This window comes from Martinezella tropici (assembly GCF_008370325.1).
Classification (GTDB): domain Bacteria; phylum Pseudomonadota; class Alphaproteobacteria; order Rhizobiales; family Rhizobiaceae; genus Rhizobium; species Rhizobium tropici_B.
Genome location: NZ_VNIP01000003.1, coordinates 17,775 through 29,792, shown reverse-complemented (window position 1 = coordinate 29,792; position 12,018 = coordinate 17,775). Strand labels below are relative to the sequence as shown.

The following is a 12,018-nucleotide window of genomic DNA, read 5'->3' as shown; positions in this document are numbered from 1 at the left end:
GCGCATTTTCGGTCTAGTCTTGGGCGTGTTGGGTTGCGAGATTGCCGATCCGCGGCCAGAGCGGCATCATTGCTTCGGCAATGTCCCGGAAGAGGTCGTAGCGGATGCGATAATCGGCGCTGCGGGCGGGGTCCGGATGATAGGTCCGTGCGATCTTGCCAAGATCGCGCGGATCGCTCTGCGGGCTGGCGTAGACACCGATACCGGCACCGGCGCAAAGGGCGGCACCCCATGCGGCCGCTTCATCGGTTTCGGTCACGGTAACAGGCATGCCGAATATATCGGCGAACATCTGCACGACGATCGGGTTGCGCGACACGCCGCCTGCCAATCTCGCCTGATCGAAGGAAAAACCGTCACTTAAGGCATCGACGTGAATCTTATGGTTGAAGGCGATGCCTTCGAGCACCGCTCGCAGCATGTCGCCGCGATCGTGCCAGCCGCCAAGTCCGAAGAAACTGGCGCTGGCATTGGCGCCATAGGGTGAGCCGAACAGATACGGGTGGAAGAGCGCACTCGATGGCCGGTTGAACGCCGCCTCGATCTCGGGACCGAGCACCGCATGGATCGACTGGCCCGCTGCTTCGGCGCTCGCAGTTTCGCTGGCGCAGAGCTTGTCCAGGAACCATTCATAATTCGCCGATGATGCCGGCGAAATCGACATGTTGTTCCATTGGCCCGATGCGATGGCATTGCGGCAGAACCAGCGGCCGTCGACGCGTGGTTCCGAGGAAAGCGTTTCGTTGATCGAATAGGTGCCGGCGATGACAGCAACGACGCCGTTAGCGTAGCCGCCGGCCCCAAGGGCAGAGGCGGTGACATCATGCAGGCCGGCGACGACTGCCGTGTCTTCGGCAAGGCCCGTCTGCTTGGCAACGGCTTCGGTGACGTATCCCACGACTTCGTCGGATCTCGATGCATGCGGCAGAGCATCAGTCATCTCGCCAACGCCGAAGAGCTTCAGCGCATCAGGGGAGTAATCCTGTGTCGAGACATTGGTGAAGGAGGTGCTTGCTTCGGTTCGGTCGGTACCGGCAACCCCAGTCAGGCAGAAGCGAAGCCAGTCCTTGCAGCTTAGAATATGTCCTATCGCGGCGAAGCGCTCGGGCTCATTGGCCTTGATCCAGGCAAGCAGTGCCGATGGGGCAGAGACGTGCGGCAATTGTCCAGTCAGCGACAGGGCCTCGTCGGCAACCGGGCTTTTCAGCCATTGCTCCACGACCGAGCCGGCGCGGCTGTCGAGCGAGAGAATGGCGCGTCCGAGGGGCTTGCTTGCCTTGTCGAGCAGATAGATGCCGTCGCCATGTGCGGTGGCGGCAATCGCCTGAATGTCACTGGCGGGACGATTGCTGAGCTTGATCGCCTCAGCAATGGCATCGGCCGTCCGGGCCCAGAGTTCGTCCATGTCGCGTTCGACATGGCGGGCTTTCGGCATGAATTGGGTTACGCGGCGGCGCGCGACGGCAAGCGGCGTTCCATCGACGTCGAAGATGACGGCCTTGGTGACGGTCAAGCCACTGTCAATTCCGAGCAGACTCGGCATTCTCGATACTCCTGATCGTGAACTATTCCTGGGCCGACCGCATGGGCCTGATCGTCAGGACCGCTCCTTGTCGCCTTTGGCGACAACCACATTGATATTCTTGTTGCGCATGCGCTCCAGATGAGCGGCCGGCGTCTTGTCGTCGACGATCACGACATCGAACTCACTCAAATGCGCGAAACTGTGCAGTGCGCGCCGTTCGAACTTGGTATGGTCCATCATCAAGATGCGCTTGGCGGCGCTGTCGAACATCGCCCGCTTGATGTCGACGATCTCGGGTGATTGGTGGAAGACGACGTCATCGATGATCGCCGACATCGAGATGAAGGTGACATCGGCCCGCAAGCGATTGATTTCGTTGATCGTCATGCGGCCCATGAAGGCGTTGCACCAATTAAAATATTGCCCGCCGAGCGCCAGAAGCGTCACGTCATGCATGTCCTTCAGCGCATTCATCAGTGTCAGCGAATTGGTGATCGCCGTCAGCGGCACCTTGGCGGGCAGCAGCGAAGCCATCTGCAGGACAGTGGTGGAATCGTCGAGAAAGACCGCCTGGCCGGGCTCGATGAACTGCATTGCTGCAGCCGCGATCATCTTTTTTTCACTCGCCTGGCGGTTGGCACGATAAACGTCGCTCGATTCGATCAGGCTGGTGGCAGCGGCTGAAACGATGCCGCGAGTCTTTCGAAAAAGGCCCCGGCTGACCAGCTCGTCGACATCGCGATGCGCCGTCATCAGGCTGATGCCGAAACGATCGGTCAGATCCTCTATGCGCATGGAGCCTTCCGCCATGACGGCTTCGGCGATCATCTGACGCCGGGCGATCTGACGGGAATGCCGGCTGTCGCTCGGCAGTTCATCTTGCAGGAATGATACGGGGCTTGTCTTATCTGTCACGTCGGCCTCTAGCGCTGAACCTTGCGGATGTTCCCTTGCCGCAGCGAATGCCATGCTATGGGAAAAGGCATAAAAAGCAATTCGCTGCTGGCAGTTCTGCAAGTTCTGCCTGATGTTCGGGCAGAGTGTCGCCGATGGCGGTCAAAGGGTGGGGCGCCGGCTTCCGGCGCCCCCGATCGCATTATTCCGATAGAACGAAGGGTGCCGTATACTTGTCGACATTGTCCTTGGTGATCAGGATGCAGTCGAAGAGCTGCTTTTCGCTCGTGGCACCGGTCTTGCCGGTCTTGATGAAGCTGTCGGCCTGCTTGACGGCTTCTGCCGAGAAGGTGGCGACCGGCTGCAGGACGGTGTACTGCAGTTCACCGGCCTTGATGGCGGCAACAGCGTCCGGCGAGCCGTCGAAGCCGCCGACCTTGACGTTGGCGAGCTTGCCAGCTTCCTTGAGAGCGGCAATCGCGCCGAGCGCCATTTCGTCATTGCCGGAGATCACGCCGATAATGTCCGGGTGCGCCTGCAGGATCGACTGCATCTTGTTGTGACCCTGGGTGCGGTCCCAGTTGGCAACTTCCTTGGCAACCTTCTTCAGGTCCGGATACTGGGTCAGAACGGTTTCGTAGCCGTTCGAACGGGTAGCGGCATTGTTGTCGGAGGGCGAGCCGAAGAGTTCGGCATAATTACCCTTGTCGCCGACGGCTTCGACCCACTGTTGAGCGCCGATGGCCGCACCCTGGGCGTTGTTGGAAACGAGCTGAGCCTTGGCAAGGCCTTCCTGGTTGATTTCAGCGTTGACCAGGAAAACCGGGATGCCGGCTGCAACAGCCTTCTTGACCGCGCCGACCGAACCATCGGCATTGGCGGGATCGAGAATGATGGCGACCGACTTGTTGGTGATTGCCGTATCGATCAGGTTGCTCTCGGTGTTGGTATCGCCCTTGTGGGCGCCAACCGTTGCCGTATAGCCGAGCTTTTCGGCGGTCGCCTTGGCGACATTGCCTTCCGTCAACCAATAGGGGTTGGATGGATCGTTGACGATGACCGTCATCTGGCCGGCAGCCCATGCTGCTCCCGTCAGAAGCGGCGCCACGGCAACCGCTGCCATGACGGTACGCAAAGCTTTTTTGAACATTAGTCTCTCTCCCTTTTGATGAGCTCTGGTGATGCCGGCGAGCCGGCGGTCCTCTCCCCGGCCGGCATTATTCACCGGTCGGTGACAAGTTCGTGCAGGTGTCAGCCGGACTTGGTTCGGCGTCCGTACTGGATGCTATTCATGAGCACGGCGAGCACGATGACCGCGCCGGTAAAGACCGTCTGCCAGTAGGCCGACACGCCGATGATGACGAGGCCGTCGGACAGGAAGCCGATGACGAAGGCGCCGAGCATGGTGCCGCGCACCGTGCCACGGCCGCCCGTCAAGGCGGCGCCGCCGATGACGACGGCGGCGATTGCCGTCAGTTCGTAGGTGGTGCCGGCGGTCGGGCCGGCTGATGTCAGCTGCGAGGAAAGCACTAGGCCAGCGACGGCAGCGCAGACGCCCGACAGGACATAGACGATGATCTTGACGCGCTTGACCGGAACGCCGGAAAGATCGGCAGCGCGCTCATTACCGCCAGAGGCGTAGAGCCAGCGGCCGAAGGCCGTGCGGCTGAGAACGAGACCGCAGATGATCGCAAGCACGGCAAGCACGATGACGCCGATCGGGATGCCGGCGAGGCGGTTGAAGCCAAGCCAGTCGAAGCCGGTATTGCCGAGTTCGGGACGGCCGCCGAGATTGTTGTAGGTGAGGCCGTTGGTCATCAGCAATGCGATGCCGCGGGCGACATAGAGAACGCCGAGCGATGCGACGAAGGCCGGAACGCGTAAGTAGGCGATGAGCACGCCGTTGACGGCGCCGACCACCGCGCCAAGCGCGCAGGTCAGCACGACCACGGCCCAGACCGGTGGGTAGAGAATGACGCCGAAGCTCGAAAGCGTGACACCCTGCATCAGGAAGCCGGCAATACAGCCGGCAAGACCGAGCGTCGAGCCGACCGAAAGGTCGATGCCGCCATTGAGGATAACAAGCAGCATGCCGATGGCGAGGATGCCGAAGATGGCGACATGCGAAGCCATCGTCAGGAAATTGCTGAGCGAGAAATAATAGGGCGACAGGAAGGAGAAGACCGCAATGATGACGATCAGCGCGAAGAAGGCGCGCCCTTCCAGGATCAGCCGCACGAGATTGAAATTCCGCCGCTGTCCGTTCGCAATTGGTTTCTTTTCTGTGATGTTCGTGACTGACATAATCAGTGCTCCATGAATGCGGCTAGTGCGCGACCACTGCTTCGCCGGAGGCGGCCATGATCTTCTCTTTGGTGACGTCGGGTCCGAATTCGGCGGAAATCTTGCCGCGGTGCATGACGATGATGCGGTGGGCAATGCTCAGGCATTCGGCGACTTCCGACGTCGAATAGATCACCGCCAGGCCTTCTTTGGCGCGCTCGGCGAGCAGCTTGAAGACTTCGGCCTTCGCGCCGATATCGATGCCGCGGCTCGGCTCGTCGAGCAGGATCACTCTCGGCTCGGTCGCCAGCATCTTGCCGATGACGACCTTCTGCTGATTGCCGCCGGACAGAGAGCCGATTGCGGCGTCACCGCCATCGGTCTTGATATGAACCTTGCGGATAGAGTCGTTCACCAGCGACCGCTCCCGGCCACCCGAGGTGAAGAGACCCTTGGTGAAGGCGCCGATGCTGGCAAGCGACAGGTTCGAGCCGACGGTCATCGTCTGGACAAGGCCATCCCGCTGCCGGTCTTCCGGCACCAGGACCAGGCCTTGCGCAATGCGGCCGGCGATGCTGAGGCCGCCGACGTCGGTATTGCCGAGCAGCACACGACCACCGCTCGATCGCAGGCGTCCCGCCACGCATTCCAGCAGCTCGGTGCGCCCGGCGCCCATCAGCCCGTAGATGCAGACGATCTCGCCGGCGCGGACTGCAAGCGACATGCGATCGACTGCATTATAGGCCGCGCCCGAAGGGCCTGGCACGGTGAGATTGTCGATCGTCAGCGCCACGTCGCCTATTCTGTGGCCGGTCGGCGGGCTGCCGAGGTCGAAATTGTCGCCGACCATGTTGCGCACGATCCATTCAAGATCGATGTCCTTGCGTTCGGCATACGCCGTCATATTGCCGTCGCGCAGCACGACGGCGTGATGGGTGATCTGCAGCGCCTCTTCCAGGTGATGCGAGATATAGACGATCGAGACGCCGCGGTTCGTTAAGTCGCGAATGACCTTGAAGAGGACTTCGACTTCGCTGGCGCTCAATGCCGAGGTCGGTTCATCCATGATCAGGATGCGGGAGTTGACCGATAGCGCCCGCGCGATCTCGACGATCTGCTGTTGGCCGAGACGCAAATCCTCGACCGGTGTGAGCGGATCGATATTTTCTTCCAGCTCCTCCATCAGGGCGCGGGTCTGGCGCTCTTCCTCGGCAAAATCGACCACGCCGCCCTTCATGATCTCGCGACCCATGAAGATGTTGTCGCGGACGCTGAGATTGGGCGCCAGGCTTAATTCCTGGTGGATGATGGAAATGCCGCAGCCGCGCGCATGCGTCGATGAGGCAAAGCTGATGGGGTGGCCATCGAGGATGATATCTCCCGAGGTCGGCTGGATGACGCCGGACAGGATCTTCATCAGCGTAGACTTGCCGGCGCCGTTTTCGCCGAAGAGCGTGGTGACTTCGCCGCGACGGATATCGAAATTGACGCCCTTCAGCGCATGGACGCTGCCATAGGATTTGGCGACGTTGCGGGCGGCGAGAACGACTTCGCCCGTGGTCACGCCATTGTGCTGGACCTGGCTCATTTCACGTCGACCTTTACCGGGGTGACGAGCCAGTTCTTCGGATTGATGAGCTTGAAGACACCGATAACCGTTGCCGTCTTGCCGGTAAGCTTTTCGGGGTCCAGGGTGCCGAGGGTCGCCTTCTTCATATCGTTGTTGATGGCGGAACCGGCGTCCTGATATTCGATCTGGTTGGTGAACTGGCCGAATTCGATCTTGCCCGTGGCGTCGCGAAGATCGGTGCCATTGATCGCGGGGCCTGTTTGCACCCGGATTGTGACGCCGTCAGGCAAGCCATCGACCTTGAACTCGTTGAGATTGGCCTTGCGCTCGCCGAAGGTGCCGGTCAACGAAACGGGAAGAACGGGTCCGGTGGTGGTGGCAACGCCGTATTTTGTGCCGGCTGCCTTCTTGTCGGCCAGAACGGCATTGGCGAGCGTCACGGCATCGACGGCGCGCTTTTCGACATCCGCCTGCACCTTCGGGAATTCCTCGGCGCCATAGCTTTCCGGCTGGAAACCCTGTTCGCGCACGTCGTGTGCGGAACCGATCTTGACGACTTTGGTATCGGTCGCGATGGCGCCGATCACGACCACCACGGCGACGATGCCCGCGACGATTTTGAACTTGGAGCCTGCCGGTTTGGCGGGTGCGTATTGAGTCTGCGTATTCATGTTCAAACGACCTTCGGCATATGAGCCGGATTGCCTGATGGAGAAGGGGGAGAAAAGTGTCGTGATCCGGTCAGCGGAAGCCGCGTCTCGGGTTTCGGGCCTGAAGGCGCTCCGTTCGGCTTACGCTGTCGGCATGGAAATTCAACATCAGGAGCCTCCTCAGCATATGGGCGGCTGTCTCCTCCAGTCACCCAATTCGGCTTCACAAGCATCGCATCTATGCGATAAATGTGATATAAGTATGTTAATAACTTCGTTTTATATGTTATGAATTCTTGAGCGTGTCAACTGCGATTTGACGCATCCTGCCTATCGCTTGTCTTCGTGCACGCCAATGTTTTCTTTCCTGAATGATCCGCAACTTCCGCTTGGCGTGTGTCATTCAAGGCTTTTATCACTGGCGTTCCTCAGATCGAATTTCCGTAAAGAATATTCATTAACGAATTGATTTATATGATATATTTCGAGAAAACTTCTGCAATGCTTCGATTAAAGTCCGGCTGGCATCTGTCGATCACCCGCTTGCGAATTTCCTCCCCGTTGTAGTTCTTGCCGTGGGTGGTGGGGGAATTGACAGCGCTCATTTTATATGAAAAAAATTACAAGACCAGAAAAATTTTACTGATGCGGTGATATCTTTGTGTTATAAGATGTGCCGGATTGAGTGCCGTTGTGTCGGATTCGGTTGCTCGGAGTATTGAATGCGCAAAATGGCCGTTCGCGGCTGCTCCTGTGAGCGTGGATGTGGCGGCGATGCGCGCGAGTTGGCAAAACTGTACTCATGGCCGCGTGGGGAGGAATGAAGATGTTCGTGATGTATGCCAAAGCCCCTATCGCGGGGCGCATGATGGTGGAGCCGGCGTGTAATGCCTAGGAGTGACGGGATCATCATCGGCATCGATGCGGGTACTTCCGTTCTGAAGGCGGTTGCCTTCGAGTTGTCCGGAAAGCAGATCGCTTCCGCATCGGTGCGAAATCGCTACGAGACGGGGGAAGACGGTTCGGTCACGCAGCCGCTTGGTCAGACGTGGTCGGATTGCATCAGCGCGTTGCGCGGACTTGGCGAGAAGGTCGAGAACCTTGCCGCCCGAACCGCGGCGATCGCGGTCACGGGGCAGGGCGACGGAACATGGCTTGTCGGCTCCGGCAATGCTCCGGTCGACGATGCCTGGCTATGGCTCGATGCCCGGGCCGCATCGACGGTGACGCGGCTGAACGCCATGGCTGGCAACAGCGCGCGTTTCGAGGCGACCGGCACGGGTCTCAATACCTGCCAGCAGGGTGCGCAGCTCGCGCATATGGACCGTTTCATGCCCGAGCTTCTCGATCGGGCGGAAACTGCCTTGCACTGCAAGGACTGGCTCTATCTCAATCTCACGGGCATACGGGCGACCGATCCGTCCGAGGCAAGCTTCACCTTCGGCAATTTCCGCAATCGCCAATATGATCGGGTCGTCATCGATGCACTCGGCCTTGCCCGCCGGCGTTCGCTTCTGCCTGATATTCTCGATGGAACCGAGACTAGCCATCCTTTGACGGAGGCAGCCGCCAAGGCTTCCGGTCTGCTTGCCGGAACGCCGGTCTGCCTCGGCTATGTCGATATGGTGATGACCGCGCTCGGCGCCGGCGTTCGCACCGGCGGCCAGAACGCCGCCTGTTCGACGATCGGGTCGACGGGCGTGCACATGCGCGCCAAGGTCGTGCCCGACGTTCAGCTCAACGACGAGGGCACTGGATATGTGATCGCCTTGCCGATTCCTGGCATCGTCACGCAAGTGCAGACCAATATGGGCGCGACCATCAATATCGACTGGATCCTGCAGATTGCAGCCGATCTGATGTCCGCGGGTGGCAGCCCGGTATTATCCTACTCGGATCTCATTCCGCGCATTGATGCCTGGTTTGCCGAGGCACGTCCGACGAACCTTCTTTATCACCCCTATATTTCCGAAGCCGGCGAGCGCGGTCCCTTCGTCAATGCACATGCTCGTGCCGGCTTCACCGGGCTTTCGACGCGGCATGGCTTTGCCGACATGTTGAGGGCCGTGGTCGAAGGGCTCGGCATGGCAACGCGGGACTGTTACGCCGCCATGGGCGACATGCCGTCGGAACTGCGCATCACCGGCGGTGCTGCGCGTTCGCGTGCGCTGCGAGGTTCGCTCTCTGCCGCCGTCAAGGCGCCGGTCCGCATTTCGGATCGGGATGAGGCAGGTGCGGCCGGTGTCGCGATGATGGCCGCGGTCGCCATCGGCGCCTATCAGGACATGGACAGCTGCATTGCTGATTGGGTGACGCCGCTGCTCGGCGCGGCCGAGGAGCCGGATCCGCAAAACGTTGAGCGCTACGACCGTTTGTTCGACGCCTACAAGGACGTGCGGCAGGCGATTGCGCCTGCCTGGGACAAGCTGGCCGAGCGCTAGCGTTGTTGCTGGCTGGCGAGCGTCGCCCATGAAGATTGATTTGATGATGCCCCAGAGCATTCGAACAAGGGCATTCGAACAAGGGCATCCGAAGGAGCATGACATGATGGAACCGGAAATCTTTGATCTTTTCGTGATCGGCGGAGGCATCAATGGTGCCGGCATTGCCCGCGACGCGGCCGGCCGCGGTCTTTCGGTTGTCATGTGCGAAAAGGGCGATCTGGCGGAGGGAACCTCTTCGCGCTCCGGCAAGCTGGTGCATGGCGGCCTACGCTATCTTGAATATTACGAATTCCGTTTGGTGCGGGAAGCTCTAATCGAACGCGAAGTGCTGTTGAACTCGGCAAGCCATATCATCTGGCCGATGCGCTTCGTTCTTCCCCATAGTCCGACCGATCGTCCGGCCTGGCTCGTGCGCCTCGGCCTGTTCCTCTATGATCATCTCGGTGGACGCAAAAAGTTGCCGGGCACGCGCTCGCTCGATCTTCAACGCGACCCGGAAGGCGCTCCGATCCTCGATCAATATTCGAAGGGTTTCGAATATTCCGACTGTTGGGTTGATGATGCCCGGCTCGTCGTCCTCAACGCTCTCGATGCCTCCGCCAAGGGTGCCAAAATCCTGACGCGCACCGCTTGTGTCAGCGCTCGTCGCGATCAGGGCAACTGGGTTGTCCAGACGCGTGACCAGCGTTCCGGCGAAGTGCGGACCGTTCGCGCCCGTGTATTGGTGAATGCCGCCGGTCCCTGGGTCAATGACATTATCGGCCGTGTCGTCGGCTCGAACAGCCAGCGCAGCGTCCGGCTCGTCAAGGGCAGCCACATCATCGTTCCGAAATTCTGGGCCGGTCAGCAGGCCTATCTCGTTCAGAACCACGACAAGCGCGTCATCTTCATCAACCCTTATGAAGGCGACAAGGCGCTGATCGGCACGACAGACATTCCCTATGACGGCAAGCCGGAAGAAGTGACGGCCGACGAGAAGGAAATCGATTACCTGATCACGGCGGTCAATCGCTACTTCAAGGAGAAGCTGCGCAGGTCTGACGTGCTTGAAAGCTTCTCCGGCGTCCGCCCGCTGTTCGACGATGGCAAGGGCAATCCTTCGGCCGTGACGCGCGATTACGTCTTCGATCTCGACGAGAGCGGCGGTGCGCCGCTGTTGAGCGTATTCGGCGGCAAGATCACGACATTCCGCAAGCTCTCGGAACATGCGATGCAGCGGCTTGCCAAGTTCTTCCCGAAGATGGGCGGCGACTGGACGCGGGGCGCCACGCTTCCGGGCGGCGAGATCCCGAATGCCGATTACGTCGCCTTTGCCGATACGCTGCGGGCGGCCTATCCCTGGATGCCGCGTGCGCTCGTCAATCACTACGGCCATCTCTATGGCGCCCGCACCAGGCAGATCGTCGGCGAAGCCACGTCGCTGGCCGAGCTTGGCCGCCATTTCGGCGGCAATCTCTATGAAGCCGAAGTCCGCTATCTCGTCGCTTCCGAATGGGCCCAGGCGCCCGAGGACGTGCTGATGCGCCGCACCAAGGAAGGTCTGCGCATGACGGCTGAGGAAAAGGCGGCTTTCGCTGCCTGGTTCGATGCCGAACTGGCGCTGGCCGCCTGAACCATCAGATCTTGCCGGAGAATACGCATGCCCTTGACGCTTTCACTCAACACCAACCCGCTGGTGAACCGCTTTGCCGAGCCGGCTGATCTGATCGAAACAGTGGTGCACGATCTGCGCATCCGCGATCTGCAGCTGACGCACGAGTTCATCAATCCGAGCTGGCAGGCGCCGGTCATTCGCCGGCTGACGCGGGACATGCAGGCGGCACTGAAGCGCACCGGTGTTCGCGTAACGTCGGGCATGACCGGCCCCTACGGCCGCCTCAACCATTTCGGTCATCCGGACAAGGATGTTCGCCGCTATTATATTGACTGGTTCAAGACCTTTGCCGACATCACTGCCGATCTCGGCGGTCATTCCGTCGGCACGCAGTTCGCAATCTTTACCTACAAGGATTATGACGATCCGGCTCGGCGTGAGGAGCTGATCGAGATCGCGATCGATTGCTGGGGCGAGGTGGCCGAGCATGCCCGCGCTGCGGGTCTTTCCTATCTGTTCTGGGAACCGATGAGCATCGGCCGCGAATTTGGCGAGACGATCGAAGCCTGCCTGTCGCTGCAGGACAAATTGACGAAGGCGCCGTTCGCCATTCCGATGTGGATGATGGCCGACATCGATCACGGCGATGTCACCTCGGCAAATTCCGATGACTATGACCCCTACGCCTGGGCGCGTGCCGTGCCGAAGGTTTCACCGATCATCCATATCAAGCAGAGCCTGATGGACAAGGGCGGGCATCGCCCCTTCACGGCGGAATTCAATGCCAAGGGTCGCATCCAGCCGGAACCGCTCTTGAAGGCGTTTGCCGAAGGTGGCGCCAAGGATAACGAAATCTGCCTGGAATTGTCGTTCAAGGAGCGTGAGCCGAACGATCGTCAGGTCATTTCGCAGATTGCCGAAAGCATCGCCTTTTGGGCGCCTCATATCGACACGGGTGCTGGCGACTTGCATATCTAGCCGCCGGAGTGGCCGAGTCTCGATTCTACCTGGGTCTCATCGGGAGGGCGGATTAGGCGGCATGATTAGATAAAAAGCGG

Annotated in this window: 9 protein-coding genes; 3 read left to right on the top strand and 6 right to left on the bottom strand. The window is 60.1% G+C overall.

Annotation, left to right across the window (positions count from 1 at the left end):
* Nucleotides 1-13: 13 nt before the first annotated feature.
* From FP026_RS03135 to FP026_RS03110, 6 genes are all read right to left on the bottom strand, one after another.
* Nucleotides 14-1,543: an FGGY-family carbohydrate kinase gene (locus FP026_RS03135; RefSeq protein ID WP_149633181.1), complete on the bottom strand. Its 1,530-nt coding sequence runs from the start codon at nucleotides 1,541-1,543 to the stop codon at nucleotides 14-16.
* A gap of 54 nt (nucleotides 1,544-1,597) precedes the next feature.
* Nucleotides 1,598-2,353 (bottom strand): DeoR/GlpR family DNA-binding transcription regulator, encoded by a 756-nt coding sequence (locus FP026_RS03130; protein ID WP_246665248.1) that lies wholly within the window; start codon nucleotides 2,351-2,353, stop codon nucleotides 1,598-1,600.
* 268 nt (nucleotides 2,354-2,621) lie between these two features.
* Complete coding sequence (locus tag FP026_RS03125; RefSeq protein ID WP_149633179.1) at nucleotides 2,622-3,569, bottom strand: D-ribose ABC transporter substrate-binding protein; 948 nt, start codon at nucleotides 3,567-3,569, stop codon at nucleotides 2,622-2,624.
* A gap of 101 nt (nucleotides 3,570-3,670) precedes the next feature.
* A complete protein-coding gene (locus FP026_RS03120; RefSeq protein WP_149633178.1) occupies nucleotides 3,671-4,723 on the bottom strand; it encodes an ABC transporter permease in 1,053 nt (350 codons plus the stop codon).
* A gap of 22 nt (nucleotides 4,724-4,745) precedes the next feature.
* On the bottom strand, nucleotides 4,746-6,290 hold the full coding sequence (locus FP026_RS03115; protein WP_149633177.1) for a sugar ABC transporter ATP-binding protein: 1,545 nt from the start codon (nucleotides 6,288-6,290) through the stop codon (nucleotides 4,746-4,748).
* On the bottom strand, nucleotides 6,287-6,943 hold the full coding sequence (locus tag FP026_RS03110) for a DUF2291 domain-containing protein (protein ID WP_149633176.1): 657 nt from the start codon (nucleotides 6,941-6,943) through the stop codon (nucleotides 6,287-6,289). The genes FP026_RS03115 and FP026_RS03110 overlap by 4 nt, the downstream gene beginning before the upstream one ends.
* An 866-nt stretch (nucleotides 6,944-7,809) precedes the next feature.
* On the opposite strand from FP026_RS03110, the gene FP026_RS03105 reads away from it, so the two are divergent.
* The 3 genes from FP026_RS03105 (at nucleotide 7,810) to FP026_RS03095 (ending at nucleotide 11,938) form a co-directional block, all read left to right on the top strand.
* Entirely contained in the window at nucleotides 7,810-9,363 is a 1,554-nt protein-coding gene (locus FP026_RS03105; RefSeq protein ID WP_149633175.1) for an FGGY-family carbohydrate kinase, read from the top strand.
* Nucleotides 9,364-9,466: 103 nt separating this feature from the next.
* Nucleotides 9,467-10,978: a glycerol-3-phosphate dehydrogenase gene (locus tag FP026_RS03100; RefSeq protein WP_149633174.1), complete on the top strand. Its 1,512-nt coding sequence runs from the start codon at nucleotides 9,467-9,469 to the stop codon at nucleotides 10,976-10,978.
* A gap of 27 nt (nucleotides 10,979-11,005) precedes the next feature.
* Nucleotides 11,006-11,938: a sugar phosphate isomerase/epimerase family protein gene (locus tag FP026_RS03095; protein ID WP_149633173.1), complete on the top strand. Its 933-nt coding sequence runs from the start codon at nucleotides 11,006-11,008 to the stop codon at nucleotides 11,936-11,938.
* The last annotated feature ends 80 nt before the right edge of the window (nucleotides 11,939-12,018 follow it).

What these genes read in the sequence shown, in the direction of transcription:
- FP026_RS03125 (WP_149633179.1), bottom strand. Translation starts at nt 3,569, where the DNA reads ATGTTCAAAAAAGCTTTGCGTACCGTCATGGCAGCGGTTGCCGTGGCG.
- FP026_RS03135 (WP_149633181.1), bottom strand. Translation starts at nt 1,543, where the DNA reads ATGCCGAGTCTGCTCGGAATTGACAGTGGCTTGACCGTCACCAAGGCC.
- FP026_RS03100 (WP_149633174.1), top strand. Translation starts at nt 9,467, where the DNA reads ATGATGGAACCGGAAATCTTTGATCTTTTCGTGATCGGCGGAGGCATC.
- FP026_RS03115 (WP_149633177.1), bottom strand. Translation starts at nt 6,290, where the DNA reads ATGAGCCAGGTCCAGCACAATGGCGTGACCACGGGCGAAGTCGTTCTC.
- FP026_RS03095 (WP_149633173.1), top strand. Translation starts at nt 11,006, where the DNA reads ATGCCCTTGACGCTTTCACTCAACACCAACCCGCTGGTGAACCGCTTT.
- FP026_RS03130 (WP_246665248.1), bottom strand. Translation starts at nt 2,353, where the DNA reads ATGATCGCCGAAGCCGTCATGGCGGAAGGCTCCATGCGCATAGAGGAT.
- FP026_RS03120 (WP_149633178.1), bottom strand. Translation starts at nt 4,723, where the DNA reads ATGTCAGTCACGAACATCACAGAAAAGAAACCAATTGCGAACGGACAG.
- FP026_RS03105 (WP_149633175.1), top strand. Translation starts at nt 7,810, where the DNA reads ATGCCTAGGAGTGACGGGATCATCATCGGCATCGATGCGGGTACTTCC.
- FP026_RS03110 (WP_149633176.1), bottom strand. Translation starts at nt 6,943, where the DNA reads ATGAATACGCAGACTCAATACGCACCCGCCAAACCGGCAGGCTCCAAG.